The following is a 19,311-nucleotide window of genomic DNA, read 5'->3' as shown; positions in this document are numbered from 1 at the left end:
CGGTGACGGCGGTCCGTCAGACGTTCACGCCGAAGTCCTGGGCGATGCCGACCAGGCCGGAGGCGTAGCCCTGGCCCACCGCGCGGAACTTCCACTCCGCGCCGTTGCGGTACAGCTCGCCGAAGACCATGGCGGTCTCGGTGGCGGCGTCCTCGGACAGGTCGTAGCGGGCGATCTCCGCGCCGCCGGCCTGGTTGACGATGCGGATGTAGGCGTTGCGCACCTGGCCGAAGTTCTGGCCGCGGTTCTCCGCGTCGTAGATGGAGACCGGGAAGACGATCTTGTCGATGTCGGCCGGGAGACCGGCCAGGTTGACGTTGATCGACTCGTCGTCGCCCGCGCCCTCGCCCGTGCGGTTGTCACCGGTGTGCACGATGGTGCTGTCCGGGGTCTGCTTGTTGTTGAAGAAGACGAAGTGGGCGTCCGAGTAGACCTTGCCCTGTCCGTTGACCGCGATGGCGGAGGCGTCCAGGTCGAAGTCCGTGCCCGTGGTGGTGCGGACGTCCCAGCCGAGGCCCACGGTGACGGCCGTCAGGCCCGGAGCCTCCTTGGAGAGCGAGACGTTGCCACCCTTGGACAGGCTTACAGCCATGTTGGGAGTCCCTTCCTAGATATACCTGTGCGTGCCGACGAAGCTACCGTCACCCGGGACAACGTCGAGGGGGGTGCCCATGGTTCCGCACCCCTTTACCTTTTTTACCCGCACTTCTCCCCACGGATCCGGAAATCCAGGTGACGTGGACGGGCCCGGGCCGGGAACATGGAGGGCATGTCCGGTCCTCACGTCATCCGCGGCTCCGTCTCGCTCCCCGAGGCCGAGCTGATGTGGCGTTTTTCCAGGTCGTCCGGTCCGGGCGGGCAGCATGTCAACACCAGCGACTCCCAGGTGGAGCTGCGCTTCGACCTCGCGGCCACCGAGGCGCTGCCGCCGGTGTGGAAGGAGCGGGCCCTGGAGCGGCTGGCCACCCGCCTCGTCGACGGGGTGGTGACCGTGCGCGCGTCCGAGCACCGTTCCCAGTGGCGCAACCGCGAGAGCGCCGCCGTCCGCCTCGCGGCCCTCCTCGCGGAGGCCACCGCGCCCCCGCCCAAGCCCCGCAGGCCCACCCGGATACCCCGGGGCATCAACGAGCGCCGGCTGCGGGAGAAGAAGCAGCGCGCCGACACCAAGCGCGGGCGTTCGGGGCGCGACTGGGGGTGAGAGGGCGGCCCCCTCGCCGTTCTCGCTCCGGCTACGCGTCCCCCAGGTCCAGCACCCCCACCGTCTGTCCCCCGCTCGTCTCCCCGTTCTTCCGGAAGCCCAGCCGGAGATAGAACTCCTCGGGGCCGTCCGCCCCGGGATGCCAGGTGACGTACAGCTCGCGACCGCCCCGGCGCCGGATCTCCGCGCCCACCGAGGCGACCGCGAAGCGCCCGTGTCCCCGCCCCTGCTCGCCCGCCGCGATGTTCAGCCGCCACAGCCCCGACCGGCGGACGCTTCCGTCGCCGTACCAGTCGATGTCGAGGAAGGCCATGAGGAACCCGACCGGCCGGGTGCCGTCGAGGATCAGCCGCGGCCAGGCCACACCCGGCGGGTGGACGTACGCCTCGGCGAGGGAGCGTTCCACCGGCTCGACCGCGTGTTCCTGGCCGGGCCGGACGCGAATGCCGATCGCCGTCTCGAAATTGCGGGGCGTGATCTCTTCCAGGCGCGATGTCATCCGCGCACCCTAGGCGGCGAATTGACCGCGCCACCACGGAAATAAAGGGGAGGCTCAGCCCAACTGCCGGTAACGGCCCCGGAAATACGTCAGCGGTCCGCCCTCCGCGCTCGGCACCCGGGCCGTCAGCACCCGGCCGACGACCAGGGTGTGATCGCCCGCCGCCACCCGCTGCTCCGTGCGGCACTCCAGCGTCGCGAGCGCGCCGCCGACCAGCGGGGCGTGCGTGACCTCGCCGCGGGTGTACGCGAGGTCCTCGAACAGGAGCCGGTCGCTGATGCGGCCCTTCATGGCGAAGCGGCCCGCGATGTGCCGCTGGCTCTCCGCGAGCACCGACACCGCCCACAGCGGCTGTTCGGCGAGCAGGTCGTCCATGCGCGAGCCCTCCCGCAGGCTGACCAGCACCAGCGGCGGATCCAGGGACACCGACAGGAAGGCCGTGGCGGTCATGCCGACGTCCTCCACGCCCGGCGCGTCCGGGTCGTCGGGGTCGAGCGGCGGTTCCTGCGCGGTGACCAGGACCACGCCCGCGGCCAGCCGGGACATCGCGGCCCGGAACTCGTCGTTGCTCACCCCCTCAGCATGCCCGGAAGCGGCGAGGGCGGTGGGGGAAGGCGTCTTCAGCACGCCGGAAACGCTAGTCTGCGCTCTACGTCCGCCGCATCGGGCCTCCGGCCGAGCCGGGACCTAGGACCAGCGGCGGAGCGCGACCGGAAAGCAGGCATTCGGTGAACGCATGGAAAACGCCGAAACTCCGCCCAATTGTTCACGTTTTGCTGTGACTTGAGTCACAAGGGGCAGGAATTGTTGACCCTGTGTACCGGGTGAGCAGCGCGCTGTGATTCAGTGGCGGTGAAACTGCTGGAGCAACCACGAGGCGCCGAAGACGACGACCCTTGATTCGCTGCGAGGTCTCGGGGGGAGGGCGAGCATGGAGACCGAGTCGGAGCCGTACGTCCGTCTTGCGTCCCTGCGGCAGCTGCACCAGGTCATGGCGGACATGAACACGGCGCGCAGCCTGGCGGACACCTTGCAGACCGTCGCCGACGGCGTGGTCAACGCCCTCGGGTACGAGATGGCGGGCGTGAACCTCGTACGACCCGACGGCGATCTCGTCGTCGCCGCGTTCTCCGGCAACTCCGCCGCCGAGGCCCTGATCACCGGCCGGGTCGGCTCCCGCGAGGCCTGGGACCGGCGCCTGGGCATGGGTGAGCGCTGGGGCGACCTCGTCTTCATACCGCACACCGAGGGCTGGGTGCTGGACGACGACGATGTGCCCCAGTGGTTCACGGACGGTCCCGCGCCCCGCTTCGAGGACGAGTGGCACCCCTCCGACCGCCTCTTCGCCCCCATGTACACCCCGGGCGCCCCGGGCGGCTCCTGCGGTGAGCTGCTCGGCGTCATATCCGTCGACCGCCCGCGCAACGGCCGCCTCCCCGGCGCCTGGGGCCGCGAGGCCCTCCAGATGTACGCCTTCCAGGCCGCCATCGCGATCAGCAACGCCCGGCTGCGCTCCAACATGCAGCGCGCCCTGGTCCGCCTGGAGCGCGAGCAGCAGGCGCTGCGGGCGAGTGAGGAAAGCTTCCGACAGGCGTTCGAGTACGCGCCGTCCGGCATGGCCATCGCCGAGATGGGCGGCGAACAGCACGGCCGCATCCTGCGCACCAACGACGCCCTGTGCCGGCTGCTCGGCCGCCCGGCCTCCGCGATGCGCCGCTACTCCTTCTCCGACCTCGTGCACCCCGAGGACATCGGCACCCTGCTGCGCACCTCGGCGGAGGGCGGGCGCGCCGAGCTGCGCCTCGGCCGCCGCGACGGCAGCTATGTGTGGGTGTCGCTGCGCAACAGCGTCGTCGCGGACGCCGCCGACGGGCCCCGCTTCCTGCTCACCCACGTCGAGGACATCGAGGAGCGCAAGCGCCGCGAGCTGCAGCTCGCCCACCGCGCCTCGCACGACTCGCTGACCGGCCTGCCGAACTCCGCCGAGCTGCGCTCACGGCTCGCCGCCCGGCTGTGCCGCCGTCCGGCGCACGCCCTGGAGTCCCTGGACGCGGCCTACGGCCACCACCCCGCCTTCGACGGCCCCACCGGGCACGGCTTCGACTTCGCGCCGGGCGCGGAGTCGTACGACGGCTACGACCACCATGTGCACACCGTCGCGCCCGAGGGCGAGCAGGACGACGGCACCAAGGGCCTCGCGGTGCTCTTCTGCGATCTGGACGGCTTCAAGTCGATCAACGACCGGTTCGGGCACAACGCGGGTGACGCCGTCCTGATCGAGGTCGCGCGACGGCTGTCCCAGGGGGTGCGCGACGGCGACACGGTGGCCCGGCTCGGCGGCGACGAGTTCGTGATCCTCGCCGACGGGCTCGGCCGCGCGGACGCCGAGGACCTGGCGGTACGGCTGCGCAACGAGATCATCCAGCCGATCCGGGCCGAGGGCCGGGCGGTCCGGGTGGGGGCGAGCTTCGGCATCGGGTGGGCGCACTGCGGAATGACGGCCGACGAAGTGTTGAAGTCCGCCGACGAGCGGATGTACGTAGAGAAACGATCTCGTCCCAAACAACATCGCCGCGCGGGATGAGCCCCAGGTCAGCGACTTGATGCGGTCTGCGTCACCCGTTTGACGCAAGCGATGGGGGTCCCCCCGTTCGAGCGAAGTCGAGAATGGGGGAGGGTAGGCTCGCCTTTCCAGCCATGACCGTATCCGTTCGCACCTGTTGAGGAGTACCAAGGGATGACGCCCGGCGACAACGGCGCGAGCACGCCCGAGGAAGACGACCCGTTCGGCTATCTGTACGCAGACGGCCAGGCCAGAGGAGCCCAGCCGCCGTCCGGTGGTTACGGCTACCCGAACTCGGTCAGCAGGGTGCGCGCGGTCGGCGAGCGTCAGTACGGCCAGCAGCAGTCGCCCTACGTCCCGCAGCAGGGTGCCTACGGCCAGCCGAACGCGCACTACCAGGCCCCGGAGACGCTCCCCGGCGGCGCCCCGCCCGCGGGCCACGCCCCGGCGCCCGGCCCCGGTCGGCGCGGCCCCAACACCAAGGGCCTGCTGATCGGCGCGATCGCGGTGGTCGCCGCGGTGGTCATCGGCATCGGCGTCGCCATGCTCAACGGCAACTCCGACGACAAGTCCGACAGCCAGGCCGACACCACCCCGACCCAGTCCCAGTCCACGGACCCGACCCCGACGAGCAGCAGCTCGGCGGGCGGCCAGCTGCCCAAGGCCGATGCCGCGGACAGCTCGGTGCAGCTGTCGGGCGGCGCCGCGCCGGCCACGGACGTCAAGGGCTCACGGGCCGCGGGCGGCAAGTACGTGGGCGGCCTGAACCAGGTCGGCGCCTCCGTCACCTGGAGCGTGGACGTCCCCTCGGACGGCGACTACACCCTCTTCACCGGGTACAGCGCGACCGGCGAGGACCAGTCGATGACGGTCACCATCAACGGCAAGGAGTACGGCAGCAAGCTCGGGCTGAAGAACTGGCGGCACGCCGCCGACAACGACTTCACCCAGGGCTGGACCCGCTCCTATGTGTGGCCCACCCTCAAGAAGGGCAACAACACCATCTCGATCTCCTGCCAGCCGGGCGACAAGTGCAACGTCCTGCTGGACCAGCTGTGGATCAAGGCGGGCCGGGTCACCAACTGAGCCCGCCGCGGTTCAGCGGCCCGCCTGGCCCGTCACCGTGACCCGGCCCAGCAGCTCCTCGTACGTCCGCCGGTCGAACTCGCCCGCCGCGGCTGCCCGCACGGTGGCCGCCGAGAGGGCGATGGCGTGGGTGAGGCGGGTCGGCCAGGGGAGCTGGGTCACCAGGCCGGACAGCAGCGCGGCGACCGCCGAGTCGCCCGCGCCGGTCGGATTGCCGTGCACCCGGCCCGGCGGGGTGGCGCGCCAGCGGCCCTCCGGAGTCGTGGCCAGCAGGCCGTTCGGGCCCAGGGAAGCTATGACCGTGTGGGCGCCGCGGCGGCGGGCGGATTCGGTGGCGCGCAAGGGGTCGTGGGAGCCGGTGAGTTCGGCCAGTTCGTCGGCGTTGGGCTTGATGATGTCGGGGCGGGCCGCCACCCCGCGGCGCAGCGGCTCGCCGCTGGTGTCCAGCAGGACCGGTACGCCCAGGGAGCGCGCGGTGCGGATCAGGCCCGCGTACGCCCCCACCGGAACCCCCGGTGGCAGGCTGCCGCACAGGGCCACCGCCGAGGCGCCGGAGGCCAGCTCCGTGTAGCGGTCCAGGAAGGCGGCCCACTCCGGGAGCGCGATCTGCGGGCCCGGCTCGTTCAACTGCGTGGTGTCGCCGGAGTGTTCGTCCACGACCGCGATGGTGCGCCGTGTCGCCCCCGCCACCGGCACCAGCGCGTCCGTCAGCCGCTCGGTCCCGGCGAGCCCGTCCCGCACCGCCCGGCCCGTGGAGCCGCCCGCGAACCCGGTGACCGTCACCTCGTGCCCGAGGGCCGCGAGCACCCGGCCCACGTTCACCCCTTTGCCGCCCGGGCGCTCGATGACCTCCGAGACCCGGTGCGAGGCGTGCGGGCGCAGCGACCGCACCCGGTAGGTGAGGTCGAGAGCGGTGTTCAGCGTGACCGTGAGGATCACCCGGGCTGCCTCCCTCGAAGCCGTCGTTCCGGGGCCCTGATCATGCCAAAGAGACGGCGGCCGACCCAGATGCGGGTCGGCCCCGATCGCGGGGAAAAGCCGGGCGTATCAGCCCAGTTGGGGAGCGACCACCCACTCGCCGTGCCGCATCACGCCCCGTACGTCGAAGTCCGCGTCCAGCAGCACCAGGTCCGCGTCCTTGCCGGGCTCCAGGGAACCGATCCGGTCGGAGAGGCCCAGCAGCCGGGCCGGGTTGGCGGACAGCGCCTTCACCGCGGCCTCGACCGGCAGCCGGTCCACGGTCACCGCCCGCTTGAAGGCGCGGTCCAGCGTCAGCGTGGACCCGGCGATCGAACCGCCCTCCACCAGCCGGGCCACCCCCTCGCTGACCTCCACCTCCAGCGGGCCCAGCATGTAGCGGCCGTCGCCGGACCCGGCCGCGTCCATCGCGTCGGTGATGAACGCCACCCGGTCCGCGCCCGCGTGATGGAACGCCAGCTCCAGGGCGGCCGGGTGCAGATGCGTGCCGTCGTTGATCAGCTCGACCGTCACCCGCTCGTCCTCCAGGAGCGCCGCGACCGGGCCCGGGGTGCGGTGGCCGAGGGCGGGCATCGCGTTGAAGAGGTGCGTGGCGACCGTGGCACCCGCCTCGATGGCGTCCACCGTCTGCTCGTACGTCGCGTCCGTGTGCCCGATCGCCGCGATCACCCCGTGCTCGGCGAGCAGCCGTACCGAGTCGATGCCGCCCGGCAGTTCGGCGGCGAGGGTGAGCATCCGGGCCTGCCCGCGCGCCGCGTCGATCAGCTTGCGCACCTCGGCCGGCTCCGGGTCGCGCAGCAGCGCCTCGGAGTGGGCGCCCTTGCGGCACGGCGAGATGAACGGCCCCTCGAAGTGGATGCCCGCGATGTCGCCCTGCTCGGCCAGCTCGCTGAGCAGGCCGGCCTGATGGGCCAGCAGGTCCATCTCGTCGGTGACGGTGGAGGCGACGAGGGTGGTGGTGCCGTGCGCGCGATGGGTGCGGATCGCGGTGAGGATCTGCTCGGCGGTGCCGGAGAAGGAGGCCCCGCCGCCGCCGTGGTTGTGGAGGTCGACGAAGCCGGGGACCAGCCAGTGGCCGGACACGTCGAGCACGGCGGCGTCGGCCGGGGGCGCGCCGGTGATCCGCTTGCCGTCGATGGCCACGGTGCCGCTGCGCACCGTGCCGGTGGGAAGCACCACGTTCGCGCCGGTGAGCACCCGCGGGTTCGCCGCGGCTCCTCTTGGACTGGCCATCAGGTGTCTACCTCCGGAGTAGAAGTGGTCGTCAGCAGATCCCGCGCGAGCAGGCCCGCGCCGAGGCAGCCGGCGGTGTCGCCGAGGGCGGCGGGGACGATGGACGGCAGTTTCTGGAAGGTGACCCGGCGCCGGACGGCGTCCCGCAGGGGCTGGAACAACACTTCCCCCGCCTCGGCGAGACCGCCACCGATGATCAGCGTGCGCGGGTCCAGCAGGGTGAGCGCGGTGACCAGGCCGTCGGCGAGCGCGTCCACCGCCTCCTGCCAGACCCGCCGGGCACCGGGGTCGCCCGCCGCCACGGCCCGCGCGCAGTCGGCCGCGTCCGCGTCCGGGTCCCCGCCGGCCGTGGCCCAGGCCTCGCTGACGGCGGCCGCGGAGGCGTACCGCTCCAGACAGCCGCGCTGCCCGCAGGGGCAGAGCGTGCCCCCGGGCCGTACGACGACATGGCCGATCTCGCCCGCGAAGCCGTGCGCCCCGGACTCCACCCGGCCGTCGATCCCGATCGCGCCCGCGATGCCGGTGCCGAGCGGTACGAACAGAAAGCGGTCGGCGCCCCGGCCCGCGCCGATCCGGCCCTCGGCGAGCCCGCCGGTGCGCACGTCGTGGCCGAGCGCGACGGGCACCCCGAGCCGCTCCGCGAGCAGATCGCGCAGCGGTACGTCCTTCCAGCCGAGGTTGGCGGCGTAGACGGCGGTGCCGTGCTCCTCGTCGACGATGCCGGGCACCGCTATGCCGGCGGCGGCCGGCGGGCCGTGGTGCTCGGTGCCGTACGCGTACAGCTCGGCGGCGAAGTCGAGGATGCCCGCGACCACCGCGTCGGGGCCGCGCTCACGGCCGGTGGCGCGGCGGGCGCGGTGCAGCAGGGCGCCGTCGTCCCCGACGAGGGCGGCCTTCATCCCGGTACCGCCCACGTCCAGGGCGATGACATGTCTCACGGGGACAGTGTGGCCCGCTGACCCACGAGAGGTCTAGTCCACTCGCGTGGTGTAGACCTTAGGCGTTCATCTGATTTTTGTTCGGACAGCGGGGTTGGGGTTTTGACGGTGCGTCGGCGTACAGCAGGAATGATCGCGACGGTGTCCGTCATGGGCATGACCGCGTTCCTCGGCGGCTGCGGGAGCACCGGCTCCTCCGATGTGACCCTCAGACTCGTGGCCGCGGACTACGGCGACTCGGCGGGCAACAGCTCGCAGAAGTACTGGGACTCGCTGGTCAAGGAGTACGAGAAGACGCACCCGCGGGTGAAGGTCCAGGTCAGCGTGTACTCCTGGAACGACGTCGACCGCAAGGTCAAGGAGATGGTCGACGCCGGGCACGCGCCGGACCTGGCGCAGATCGGCGCGTACGCCGACTACGCGGCGGCCGGGAAGCTCTACGCGGCCTCCGACCTGCTCTCCATCCGCACCCAGGCGGACTTCCTCTCCCAGCTGTCCGACGCCGGCCAGTGGAGCCATACGCAGTACGGCATCCCCTTCGCCGCCTCCACCCGGGTGCTCTTCTACAACAAGACGCTCTTCGCGAGCGCCGGCATCACCACCCCGCCCACCAGCTGGGACGAGCTGGCCGCGGACGCCAAGGCGCTCAAGGCGAAGGGCGTGAAGTACCCCTTCGCGCTGCCGCTGGGCCCCGAGGAGGCGCAGGCCGAGACGATGCAGTGGATGCTCAGCGGCGGCGACGGCGGTACCGGGGGCACCGGCTTCACCGACGACATCGGCACCTACACCATCGACTCCGAGCAGAACGTGGCGACGTTCTCCTGGCTCAAGGACGACCTGGTCGCCAAGGGGCTGACCGGTCCGGTGGCGCCGGGCAAGCTGAACCGGGCGCAGGCGTTCGCGGCGTTCGCCGACGGGCAGGCCGCCATGGTCGACGGGCATCCCACGCTGATCCAGCAGGCCGAGGCGAAGGGCGTGCGCTTCGGCATGGTGCCGACGCCGAGCCGGACCGGACGGGCGCGGGCCTCGATGGGGGTGTCCGACTGGATGATGGCGTTCAAGCAGAACGGCCACGCCGACCAGATCGGCGACTTCCTGAACTACGTGTACAGCGAGAAGAACGTCCTCGACTTCTCCCGCGCCTACGGGCTGCTCCCGGTCACCACCTCCGCGTCCAACGCCATGAGCGCCTCGGACGCGGCGCCCGACAAGGCCCTGCACCCCTTCCTGGACCAGCTGGCCACGAGCGAGATGTATCCGGTGGGCAAGACCTCCTGGGCGCAGGTCAGCGCGGCCGTGAAGCAGAACATCGGCCAGGCCGTCGCGCCCGGCGGCAACCCCGCGGGCGTCCTCACCCGCCTCCAGGCCACGGCCACGGCGGCGGACAGCGCGGCCAGCGCCGACTGAGCGCTACGGTTTCCCCATGGAACTGGGTGAGCGGGAGAAGGAGATCCTCGCACTGGAGCGCCGGTCCTTCGCCGGGCCCGGCGCGAAGGAACGCGCCGTCCGCGAGGACCTCCACCTCTCCCCGGTCCGCTACTACCAGCTCCTGAACGCCCTCCTCGACGACGAGCGCGCCCTGGCCCACGACCCGGTCACGGTGAACCGCCTGCGCAGGATCAGGGAGACCAGACGCGCGGAGCGCTGAGGAGCGGCGCCAGGCGTGACAACCGCCCCCGCTGGATAGTGTCGGTACATGGATCCTCTGCCGAGCCCCGCCACCCAGGCCGGCCGGGACGGACTCGCCGCGCTGCTCGCCAACCCCACCGCCGCGGTGATCGGCCTGGACTTCGACGGCACCCTCGCCCCCATCGTCGCCGACCCCGAGCAGGCCCGCGCTCACCCTGCCGCCGTCGCCGCGCTCACCGCCCTCGCCCCCAAGGTCGCTCACGTCGCCGTGATCACCGGCCGGCCCGCCGGTGTCGCGGTCCGCTACGGCGGCTTCGCCGGTGTCCCCGGCCTCGATCACCTCACCGTCCTCGGCCACTACGGCGCCGAACGCTGGGACGCCACCACCGGCACCGTCACCGCCCCCGCCCCGCACCCCGGCGTCGCCGCCGTCCGCGCCGAACTGCCGGGCCTGCTGGACCGGGTCGGCGCCTGGCAGGGCACCTGGATCGAGGAGAAGGGCCGCGCCGTCGCCGTGCACACGCGCCGCGCGCAGGACCCGCAGGCCGCGTACGAGGCCCTGCGCGCCCCCCTCGCCGATCTCGCGACCCGCCACGGGCTGATCGTCGAACCCGGCCGGATGGTCCTCGAACTGCGCCCGCCCGGCATGGACAAGGGCGTCGCCCTCGGCGCGTACCTCCGCGAGACCGGCGCCGGATCCGTCCTCTACGCCGGTGACGACCTCGGCGACCTCCCCGCCTACGCCGCCGTCGACAAGCTCCGCTCCGAGGGCACCCCGGGACTCCTCGTGTGCAGCGGCAGCACGGAGGTCACCGAACTGGCCGAGCGGGCGGACCTGGTGGTCGACGGCCCCGAGGGCGTCGTCGCACTCCTCACCGCGCTGGCGGCTCAGCTGGACTGATCGTCCAGGGCGCCCAGCTGGTCCAGGAACCACCGGGCCGGCGGCAGCGCCGTGCCCGCCGCGGCCAGCCGCTTCGAGCGCTCGGCCCGCTCCGCCGCCGGCATGGTCAGCGCCGTGTGCAGGGCCTCGGCCGTGCCCGTGATGTCGTACGGGTTGACCGTGAGCGCGTCCTCGCCCATCTCCTCGTGCGCCCCCGCCTCCCGCGAGAGCACCAGCACACAGCCCTCGTCGGAGACGACCGGCACCTCCTTGGCGACCAGGTTCATGCCGTCCCGGATCGGGTTGACCAGCGCCACGTCGGCCAGCCGGTACGCGGCCAGGGAGCGGGCGAAGTCGTCCTTCACATGCAGCACCACCGGGATCCAACCCGGCGTCCCGTAGGCCGAGTTGATCTCCTCGGCGACCCGCTGCACCTGAGCCGTGTAGTCCCGGTACACGGCGAGGTCCTGCCGGGAGGGGTACGCGAACGCGACGTGCACGACCCTCTCCCGCCACTCGGGGTGCTCGTCCAGCAGCTGCCGGTACGCCAGCAGCCCGCGCACGATGTTCTTGGACAGCTCGGTGCGGTCGACCCGGACGACGGTCCGGCGGCCCTCGCCGATCTCCGCCCGCAGCGCCGCCATCCGCTCGGCCACGTCCGGCCGGTTCGACCGCTCCCGCAGGAACTCGGCGTCCGCGCCCAGGCCGTGCACCCCGATCCGCGTACCGGCGGGGATCCCGGGCCCCAGCACCGCGTGGCAGCACTCGGTGAACGCGTCCGCCCAGCGCCGGGTCAGGAACGCCGCCCGGTCCGCGCCGAGGATCCCGGTCAGCAGCTGTGCCGCGATGTCGTCCGGCAGCAGCCGGAAGTACTCCGCGGGCGCCCACGGCGTGTGCGAGAAGTGGCCGATGCGCAGATCGGGCCGGAGCCTGCGGAGCATCCGCGGGGCGAGCGCCAGGTGGTAGTCCTGGATCAGCACCGCCGCGCCCTCGCCCGCCTCCTCGGCCAGCGCCTTCGCGAACGCCCGGTTGTACTCCTCGTACGCCGCCCACCGCCGCCGGAACTCCGCGTCGAAGACGGGCTCCAGCGGGGTCTGGTACAGCATGTGGTGCACGAACCAGAGCACCGAGTTGGCGATCCCGTTGTACGCGGCGGCGAAGACCTCCGGGTCGATGTCCAGCATCCGCACCCGCTGCCCGCCGGTGTCCGCCTCCGGCAGCAGCCCGCCCTCCGCGCGGCGCACGGCCGCCCGGTCGCCGTCGCCCAGCGCGGCGCACACCCAGACCGCGTTCGTCTCCGGTCCGATCGCCGACAGACCCGAGACCAGTCCGCCGCCGCCCCGCTTGGCGCGCAGCGAGCCGTCCTCGCCCGTCTCGTACGAAACCGGGCCGCGATTGGACGCGACCAGCACCTCAGCACCGTGCGTGGAAGCCATGGTCCAGAACCTAGCCCGGCCCGGAAACACTCAAACCCGCGGACCGCTCCGGAACATCCGCGCAACGCGCCGTACCTGCGCTTTCACGCCACCCGGCGGCGGGCGTACTCCGCGATCTCGGTCATCGGCGGCCGCTCCTCGGTGTCCACCGCGTAGGTGCGCGGCTCGAAACCGGAGACCCCCCGCTCGAACTGGGTGAGCACGGGGCGCACCAGATGGCCGCGGGCCAGCCGCAGCTGGGCCGTGCGGTAGATGGCCGCCGCCATCCGGCCGAGCGCCTGCCCGTCCTGGTGCCGGTGCTTGCGCACCCCGACGTCCACCTGGGCCAGCGCGTCCAGGCCCACCAGGTGCAGCGCGTCCACCAGCATGCCCAGCTCGACCCCGTACCCGACCGGGAACGGCAGCTGTTCGAGCAGCGAGCGCCGGGCCGCGTACTCCCCGCCCAGCGGCTGCACGAAGCCCGCGAGCTGCGGCCAGTGCATGTTCAGCAGCGGGCGCGCCATCAGCTCGGTGACCCGGCCGCCCTGCCCCGCCGTACCGGCGAGCGGACGGTCGTACATCGCCTTGACCAGCTGCACGTCCGGCTCGGTGAGCAGCGGGCCGACGATGCCGAGGACGAAGTCGGAGGAGAACTCCCGCAGGTCCGCGTCGATGAAGCAGATGAGGTCCCCGGTGGCCACGAGCAGCGAGCGCCACAGCACCTCGCCCTTGCCCCGCACCGCGGGTATCCGGGGCAGGATCGCGTCCCGGTGCACCACCCGGGCGCCCGCCGCGGCGGCCACCTCGGAGGTGCGGTCGGTGGAGCCGGAGTCGATCACCAGGACCTCGTCGACGAGCGGCACCCGCTCCATCAGATCCCGCCGGATCGCCGCGACGATCTCGCCGACGGTCTCCTCCTCGTCGAGCGCGGGCAGCACCACGCTGATGGTCTGGCCGGTGCGCCCCTTCGCCGCCAGGACCTGGTGCGCCGGCCGATCGCGCACGGACCAGGAGCGGTTGCCCATCCAGCGCTCGACTTCTTCCAGCACGGTCCCCGGCTCCTCACGCTCGTCTCGCGGCTCGTCTCGCGGTACGGACGACTATCTCAACTCTCCAGGCCTTCGGTTACAGTCTTGAGCAACGCCGATGACCATCGCATGTCGGGGGTCGCGCGCGGACACACCGCAGCACTGCGGACACAATCGAATACCGCTCATCCAGAGGGGCAGAGGGACACGGCCCGATGAAGCCCCGGCAACCCTCCAGTCGGTTCTCGTTCTCATCACAGCGAGGCTCCCGGCTAGGGAAGGTGCCAAATCCGTCTCACGGCGAAGTGCGTCGTGAGGAAGATGAGGAGAAAGGGCCTCGCCTCCCATGGCTGTGCAGACAGTTGCCACCTCCGGTACCCCCACCGTCGATCTCGGCCCCGCCGCCGCCCTCAGCTGTCGCGAATGCGGCCACCGCGTCCCGCTCGGCCCGGTCTTCGCCTGCGCGGAATGCTTCGGCCCGCTGGAGATCGCCTACGACTTCTCCGCCTACGACACCGAAGAGCTGCGCAAGCGGATCGAGGACGGCCCCGCCAACATCTGGCGCTACGCCCCGCTGCTGCCGGTCCCGGCCGATGTCGCGGACAAGCCGAACATCAACCCCGGCTGGACCAAGCTGGTCAAGGCCGACAACCTGGCCCGCGAGCTCGGCGTCACCGGCGGTCTGTACGTCAAGGACGACTCCGGCAACCCGACCCACTCCTTCAAGGACCGGGTCGTCGCCCAGGCCCTGGAGGCGGCCCGCGCCTTCGGCTTCACCACCCTGTCCTGCTCCTCCACCGGCAACCTGGCCGGTGCCGTCGGCGCCGCCGCCGCCCGCGCCGGGCTGCGCTCCTGCGTGTTCATCCCGCACGACCTGGAGCAGGGCAAGGTCGTCATGGCCGCGGTCTACGGCGGTGAGCTGGTCGGCATCGAGGGCAACTACGACGATGTGAACCGCTTTTGCTCCGAGCTGATCGGCGACCCGGCCGGCGAGGGCTGGGGCTTCGTCAACGTGAATCTGCGGCCGTACTACGCCGAGGGCTCCAAGACCCTGGCGTACGAGATCTGCGAGCAGCTCGGCTGGCAGCTGCCGGACCAGATCGTGGTCCCGATCGCCTCCGGCTCCCAGCTCACCAAGATCGACAAGGGGCTCCGGGAGCTGATCGAGCTGGGGTTGGTCGAGGACCGGCCGTACAAGATCTTCGGCGCCCAGGCCGAGGGCTGCTCGCCGGTGTCGACGGCCTACAAGGCGGGCCACGACGTGGTCCGGCCCCAGAAGCCGGACACCATCGCCAAGTCCCTCGCCATCGGCAACCCGGCCGACGGCCCCTACGTCCTGGACATCGCCCGGCGCACCGGCGGCGCGGTGGAGGACGTGACGGACGAGCAGGTGGTGGCCGCGATCAAGCTGCTGGCCCGCACCGAGGGCATCTTCGCCGAGACGGCGGGCGGCGTGACCGTCGGCGTCACGCGGAAGCTGATCGAGAGCGGGGCGCTCGACCCGGCGAAGACCACCGTCGTCCTCAACACCGGCGACGGTTTGAAGACCCTCGACGCGGTGGCCGGCACCGGCCTGACCGCCACCATCCGCCCGAACCTGGACTCCTTCCGAGAGGCTGGCCTCGCATGAGCGTGACCGTTCGCATCCCCACCATCCTGCGCACCTACACCGGCGGACAGGCCGAGGTCGCCGCCGAGGGCACCACCCTCGGCGAGGTCATCGAGGACCTGGAGAAGAACCACACCGGCATCGCCGCCCGCGTTCTGGACGACCAGGGCAAGCTGCGCCGGTTCGTGAACGTCTACGTCAATGACGACGACGTCCGTTTCGAGCAGGGCCTTCAGACCTCCACCCCGGACGGCGCGGGGGTCTCCATCATCCCGGCGGTGGCCGGCGGCTGCTGACCGGATGATCGATCATTACCTTAGGTAATGACGGTCACCAAAAGTGCATCGGATTGCCCTCTCCGTGAGAGAAGCGGAGGGGGCAATTCTGCGTGATTGAGCGCGGTACAGTTGGGGAACGCGCCCTCCGGTGATCGAGGGTAAGCCCTCGATTCTCTTCCGCGGGCCCGATAAGAAGTAGCCAAAATGCACGGGCTTTCCGCGGCTTTTGTGTCTTTTACGGGGCCCGACTTGCCCTGCATTCGGATGAATTCTCCCCACATTCCGGATCGTTCGCGTCCAGAATTCTCGTCCAATTGACCTGTTGCAGACGGCAGTTGGACAGATACATTCAGCCGCGGTCGACGCGTTCCGGCGCACGCCCCCGACACATCGGGGGGCGAGGTCTGACCCGGGTCCGCGAAGTGCGGATCTGTGCAAGGGCCAGTAATAGGGGAGTTAGGCATGGCTCAGGGCACCGTCAAGTGGTTCAACGCGGAGAAGGGGTACGGCTTCATCGCGGTCGACGGTGGTGCGGACGTCTTCGTCCATTACAGCGCCATTCAGATGGACGGCTACCGCACCCTGGAGGAGGGCCAGCGAGTCGAGTTCGAGATCTCGCAGGGCCAGAAGGGTCCGCAGGCCGACATGGTTCGCGTCGCCGTCTGAACGTTTCTCCACCGAAGGGCCCGCACCTCGCACAGGGTGCGGGCCCTTCGGCGTGCCCGGGTCCGGGCCCCGCGCGTGTTCGCCTCCGGCTGACCCGGCCGCCGAGGTGGCCCGAGGAGGGCCAAGGCGCTTGCACTCGACCATGCCGAGTGCTAATCATTGCGTTAGCACTCTGAAGGTGAGAGTGACAACGAAGGACCGGGTCGGTGAGGTCCGCAGGCCATGTGGGGCAAGGAACCACAGGCCGGCGAACCGTCCGTCGCGGGCGCGGGCGCGGTCCGAAGGAATCACCCCCAGTCCTGGAGGGACCACTTCACATGGCCAAGATCATCGCGTTCGACGAGGAGGCGCGGCGCGGCCTCGAGCGCGGCATGAACCAGCTCGCGGACGCCGTCAAGGTGACGCTCGGCCCCAAGGGTCGCAACGTCGTCCTCGAGAAGAAGTGGGGCGCCCCCACGATCACCAACGATGGTGTCTCCATCGCCAAGGAGATCGAGCTCGAGGACCCGTACGAGAAGATCGGCGCCGAGCTGGTCAAGGAAGTCGCCAAGAAGACGGACGACGTCGCCGGTGACGGTACGACCACCGCGACCGTGCTCGCCCAGGCCCTGGTCAAGGAAGGCCTGCGCAACGTCGCCGCCGGTGCCAACCCGATGGCCCTGAAGCGCGGTATCGAGAAGGCCGTCGAGGCCGTCTCCGCCGCCCTGCTGGAGCAGGCGAAGGACGTCGAGACCAAGGAGCAGATCGCCTCCACCGCGTCCATCTCCGCCGCCGACACCCAGATCGGCGAGCTGATCGCCGAGGCGATGGACAAGGTCGGCAAGGAAGGCGTCATCACCGTCGAGGAGAGCAACACCTTCGGTCTGGAGCTCGAGCTCACCGAGGGCATGCGCTTCGACAAGGGCTACATCTCCGCCTACTTCGCCACCGACATGGAGCGCATGGAGGCGTCGCTCGAGGACCCGTACATCCTCATCGCGAACTCCAAGATCGGCTCCGTCAAGGACCTGCTCCCGCTCCTGGAGAAGGTCATGCAGTCGGGCAAGCCGCTGCTGATCATCGCCGAGGACGTCGAGGGCGAGGCCCTGTCGACCCTGGTCGTCAACAAGATCCGCGGCACCTTCAAGTCCGTCGCCGTCAAGGCCCCGGGCTTCGGCGACCGCCGCAAGGCCATGCTCGGCGACATCGCCATCCTCACGGGCGGCGAGGTCATCTCCGAGGAGGTCGGCCTCAAGCTGGAGAACGCGACCCTGGACCTCCTGGGCCGCGCCCGCAAGGTCGTCATCACCAAGGACGAGACCACCATCGTCGACGGTGCCGGCTCCTCCGACCAGGTCAACGGCCGGGTGAACCAGATCCGCGCCGAGATCGAGAACAGCGACTCGGACTACGACCGCGAGAAGCTCCAGGAGCGCCTGGCCAAGCTCGCGGGCGGCGTCGCGGTCATCAAGGCCGGTGCCGCCACCGAGGTGGAGCTCAAGGAGCGCAAGCACCGCATCGAGGACGCCGTGCGCAACGCCAAGGCGGCCGTCGAGGAGGGCATCGTCGCCGGTGGTGGCGTGGCCCTGCTCCAGGCCTCCCAGGTCTTCGAGAAGCTGGAGCTCGAGGGTGACGAGGCGACCGGCGCCAACGCCGTGCGCATCGCCCTGGAGGCCCCGCTGAAGCAGATCGCCGTCAACGCCGGCCTCGAGGGCGGTGTCGTGGTGGAGAAGGTGCGCAACCTGACCCCGGGCCACGGCCTGAACGCCGCGACCGGCGAGTACGTCGACCTGGTCGCCGAGGGCATCATCGACCCGGCGAAGGTGACCCGTTCCGCGCTGCAGAACGCCGCCTCCATCGCCGCGCTGTTCCTCACCACCGAGGCCGTCATCGCCGACAAGCCGGAGAAGGCCGCCGCGGCCGCTCCGGGCGGCATGCCGGGCGGTGACATGGACTTCTGATCGGCCTCTGGTTGATCAACGTCCTTACCGAGGGCGGTACTTCCTGTCTGGGACAGGGGGTGCCGCCCTCGGGCTTTTCCCGGGCTTTCGCCCCGCCCGGGCGTGTCCGGCGTCACAGACGACCGCTTCCGGGTCCGGGAATGCTGACCTCTGTACAGCGGCTTACTTAAGCAGCTACAACAATGCGCATTCACATACCGCTCGGTTAGCAGCCTTCTGAGGAGCCCCCACGTGACCGTCGACACGCCGCCCGCCCCCCGCGCGGCCCAGGTACTCTCCCGGCCCATCACGCTCAACGGCCTCACCGTCCCCAACCGGATCGCGATGGCGCCGATGACCCGGATGTTCTCCCCGGGCGGCATCCCCGGCGAGAACGTGCGCTCGTACTACGCCCGCCGCGCCGCCGCGGGCGTCGGCCTGATCGTCACCGAGGGCACCTACGTCGGCCATGACTCGGCCGGTCAGAGCGACCGGGTGCCGCGGTTCCACGGCGAGGAGCAGCTGGCGGGCTGGGCGAAGGTCGCCGAGGACGTGCACGCGGCGGGCGGCACCATCGTGCCGCAGCTGTGGCACATCGGCATGGTCCGCAAGGACGGCGACGCCCCCTTCCCGGCTGCCCCCGCGATGGGCCCCTCCGGCCTGGTCACCGCGGGCGCCGAGCCCACCGGCAGGGCCATGACCCAGCAGGACCTGGACGACGTCATCGCCGCGTTCGCCCAGGCGGCCGCGGACGCCGAGCGCATCGGCTTCGACGGCGTGGAGCTCCACGGCGCCCACGGCTACCTCCTCGACCAGTTCCTGTGGGAGGGCACCAACCGCCGCACCGACGCCTACGGCGGCGACCCGGTGGCCCGCACCCGGTTCGCCGCGGAGATCGTCGCCGCGGTCCGCGAGCGGGTCTCGGCCACCTTCCCCGTGCTCTTCCGCTACTCGCAGTGGAAGCAGCAGGACTACACCGCCCGGCTCGCCGAGACCCCGCAGGAGCTGGAGGCGGTCCTGGCCCCGCTCGCCGCGGCCGGCGTCGACGTCTTCCACGCCTCCACCCGCCGCTACTGGCAGCCCGAGTTCGACGGCTCCGACCTCAACCTCGCGGGCTGGACGAAGAAGCTCACCGGCAAGCAGACCATCACCGTCGGCTCGGTCGGCCTGGACGGCGACTTCACCGGCGCGTTCGCCGGTGAGGGCTCCCCGGTGCAGGGCATCGACAACCTGCTCGACCGCCTGGAGGCCGACGAGTTCGACATGATCGCGGTCGGTCGCGCGCTGCTCCAGGACCCCGAGTGGGCCGCGAAGGTGCTCGCGGGCCGGACGTCGGAGCTGGCGCCGTACGACGCGGCGGCGATCAAGACGCTCAGCTGAGGACGCTCGGCC

The 19,311-nt window shown here is 71.3% G+C and carries 19 protein-coding genes and 1 riboswitch; of the genes, 11 read left to right on the top strand and 8 right to left on the bottom strand.

Annotated elements, in window-relative coordinates; all coding sequences use genetic code 11:
* Positions 1–16: 16 nt before the first annotated feature.
* A complete protein-coding gene (locus ACLF5H_RS11970) occupies positions 17–592 on the bottom strand; it encodes a TerD family protein (RefSeq protein ID WP_421676038.1) in 576 nt (191 codons plus the stop codon).
* A 177-nt stretch (positions 593–769) separates the two neighbouring features.
* Here ACLF5H_RS11970 and arfB point away from each other — a divergent pair, with 177 nt between their 5' ends.
* Positions 770–1,198, top strand: coding sequence for an alternative ribosome rescue aminoacyl-tRNA hydrolase ArfB (arfB, locus tag ACLF5H_RS11965; protein ID WP_421676037.1), 429 nt, complete (start codon positions 770–772; stop codon positions 1,196–1,198).
* Positions 1,199–1,229: 31 nt separating this feature from the next.
* Here the strand turns inward: arfB and ACLF5H_RS11960 are convergent, their stop codons facing one another.
* Positions 1,230–1,697 (bottom strand): GNAT family N-acetyltransferase, encoded by a 468-nt coding sequence (locus ACLF5H_RS11960; protein WP_421676036.1) that lies wholly within the window; start codon positions 1,695–1,697, stop codon positions 1,230–1,232.
* 54 nt (positions 1,698–1,751) lie between these two features.
* Complete coding sequence (locus tag ACLF5H_RS11955; protein ID WP_421676035.1) at positions 1,752–2,324, bottom strand: flavin reductase family protein; 573 nt, start codon at positions 2,322–2,324, stop codon at positions 1,752–1,754.
* 304 nt (positions 2,325–2,628) lie between these two features.
* On the opposite strand from ACLF5H_RS11955, the gene cdgB reads away from it, so the two are divergent.
* Positions 2,629–4,281: a diguanylate cyclase CdgB gene (gene cdgB / locus ACLF5H_RS11950; RefSeq protein ID WP_421676034.1), complete on the top strand. Its 1,653-nt coding sequence runs from the start codon at positions 2,629–2,631 to the stop codon at positions 4,279–4,281.
* Positions 4,282–4,434: 153 nt separating this feature from the next.
* The gene (locus ACLF5H_RS11945; protein WP_421676033.1) at positions 4,435–5,346 is read left to right on the top strand and encodes a carbohydrate-binding protein; all 912 of its coding nucleotides are present in this window, start codon (positions 4,435–4,437) and stop codon (positions 5,344–5,346) included.
* Positions 5,347–5,358: 12 nt separating this feature from the next.
* On the opposite strand, the gene ACLF5H_RS11940 is transcribed toward ACLF5H_RS11945, so the two are convergent.
* The 3 genes from ACLF5H_RS11940 to ACLF5H_RS11930 form a co-directional block, all read right to left on the bottom strand.
* Complete coding sequence (locus tag ACLF5H_RS11940; protein ID WP_421676032.1) at positions 5,359–6,285, bottom strand: 1-phosphofructokinase family hexose kinase; 927 nt, start codon at positions 6,283–6,285, stop codon at positions 5,359–5,361.
* Between the two features lie 108 nt (positions 6,286–6,393).
* Positions 6,394–7,557, bottom strand: a complete 1,164-nt coding sequence (gene nagA, locus ACLF5H_RS11935; RefSeq protein WP_421676031.1) for an N-acetylglucosamine-6-phosphate deacetylase — start codon at positions 7,555–7,557, stop codon at positions 6,394–6,396.
* Positions 7,557–8,495, bottom strand: a complete 939-nt coding sequence (locus tag ACLF5H_RS11930) for an ROK family protein (protein WP_421676030.1) — start codon at positions 8,493–8,495, stop codon at positions 7,557–7,559. Before ACLF5H_RS11930 ends, nagA begins: the two co-directional genes overlap by 1 nt.
* A 150-nt stretch (positions 8,496–8,645) precedes the next feature.
* Between ACLF5H_RS11930 and ACLF5H_RS11925 the strand changes: the two genes are divergently transcribed.
* From ACLF5H_RS11925 to otsB, 3 genes are read left to right on the top strand one after another with little or no spacing between them, the layout of a single operon-like run.
* Positions 8,646–9,902 carry an extracellular solute-binding protein gene (locus ACLF5H_RS11925; protein ID WP_421676029.1) on the top strand — a complete coding sequence of 419 codons (1,257 nt, stop codon included), beginning with the start codon at positions 8,646–8,648 and terminating at the stop codon, positions 9,900–9,902.
* Between the two features lie 16 nt (positions 9,903–9,918).
* Positions 9,919–10,143, top strand: a complete 225-nt coding sequence (locus tag ACLF5H_RS11920; RefSeq protein WP_421676028.1) for a DUF3263 domain-containing protein — start codon at positions 9,919–9,921, stop codon at positions 10,141–10,143.
* A gap of 48 nt (positions 10,144–10,191) precedes the next feature.
* Positions 10,192–11,025 carry a trehalose-phosphatase gene (otsB, locus tag ACLF5H_RS11915; protein WP_421676027.1) on the top strand — a complete coding sequence of 278 codons (834 nt, stop codon included), beginning with the start codon at positions 10,192–10,194 and terminating at the stop codon, positions 11,023–11,025.
* Here otsB and ACLF5H_RS11910 read toward each other — a convergent pair.
* Positions 11,013–12,440, bottom strand: coding sequence for an alpha,alpha-trehalose-phosphate synthase (UDP-forming) (locus ACLF5H_RS11910; protein WP_421676026.1), 1,428 nt, complete (start codon positions 12,438–12,440; stop codon positions 11,013–11,015). The genes otsB and ACLF5H_RS11910 overlap by 13 nt on opposite strands.
* 83 nt (positions 12,441–12,523) lie before the next feature.
* Positions 12,524–13,468 carry a glucosyl-3-phosphoglycerate synthase gene (locus tag ACLF5H_RS11905; RefSeq protein WP_421676025.1) on the bottom strand — a complete coding sequence of 315 codons (945 nt, stop codon included), beginning with the start codon at positions 13,466–13,468 and terminating at the stop codon, positions 12,524–12,526.
* Between the two features lie 161 nt (positions 13,469–13,629).
* A riboswitch (SAM riboswitch) is annotated at positions 13,630–13,775 on the top strand.
* An 18-nt stretch (positions 13,776–13,793) separates the two neighbouring features.
* Here ACLF5H_RS11905 and thrC point away from each other — a divergent pair.
* The 5 genes from thrC to ACLF5H_RS11880 all read left to right on the top strand — a co-directional run bounded on the left by thrC (position 13,794) and on the right by ACLF5H_RS11880 (position 19,299).
* On the top strand, positions 13,794–15,077 hold the full coding sequence (gene thrC, locus ACLF5H_RS11900) for a threonine synthase (RefSeq protein WP_421676024.1): 1,284 nt from the start codon (positions 13,794–13,796) through the stop codon (positions 15,075–15,077).
* A complete protein-coding gene (locus tag ACLF5H_RS11895) occupies positions 15,074–15,352 on the top strand; it encodes a MoaD/ThiS family protein (protein WP_037653358.1) in 279 nt (92 codons plus the stop codon). Before thrC ends, ACLF5H_RS11895 begins: the two co-directional genes overlap by 4 nt.
* A gap of 444 nt (positions 15,353–15,796) precedes the next feature.
* Positions 15,797–16,000, top strand: coding sequence for a cold-shock protein (locus tag ACLF5H_RS11890; RefSeq protein ID WP_037653356.1), 204 nt, complete (start codon positions 15,797–15,799; stop codon positions 15,998–16,000).
* 317 nt (positions 16,001–16,317) lie between these two features.
* On the top strand, positions 16,318–17,940 hold the full coding sequence (groL, locus tag ACLF5H_RS11885) for a chaperonin GroEL (protein WP_421676023.1): 1,623 nt from the start codon (positions 16,318–16,320) through the stop codon (positions 17,938–17,940).
* A 231-nt stretch (positions 17,941–18,171) separates the two neighbouring features.
* The gene (locus ACLF5H_RS11880) at positions 18,172–19,299 is read left to right on the top strand and encodes an NADH:flavin oxidoreductase (protein WP_421676022.1); all 1,128 of its coding nucleotides are present in this window, start codon (positions 18,172–18,174) and stop codon (positions 19,297–19,299) included.
* Positions 19,300–19,311 lie beyond the last annotated feature (12 nt).

This window comes from Streptomyces sp. LaBMicrA B280, assembly GCF_049222185.1.
Lineage (GTDB): Bacteria > Actinomycetota > Actinomycetes > Streptomycetales > Streptomycetaceae > Streptomyces > Streptomyces murinus.
Note: the sequence above shows the minus strand (reverse complement) of the source record. Positions and strands in the feature narration are given on the sequence as shown.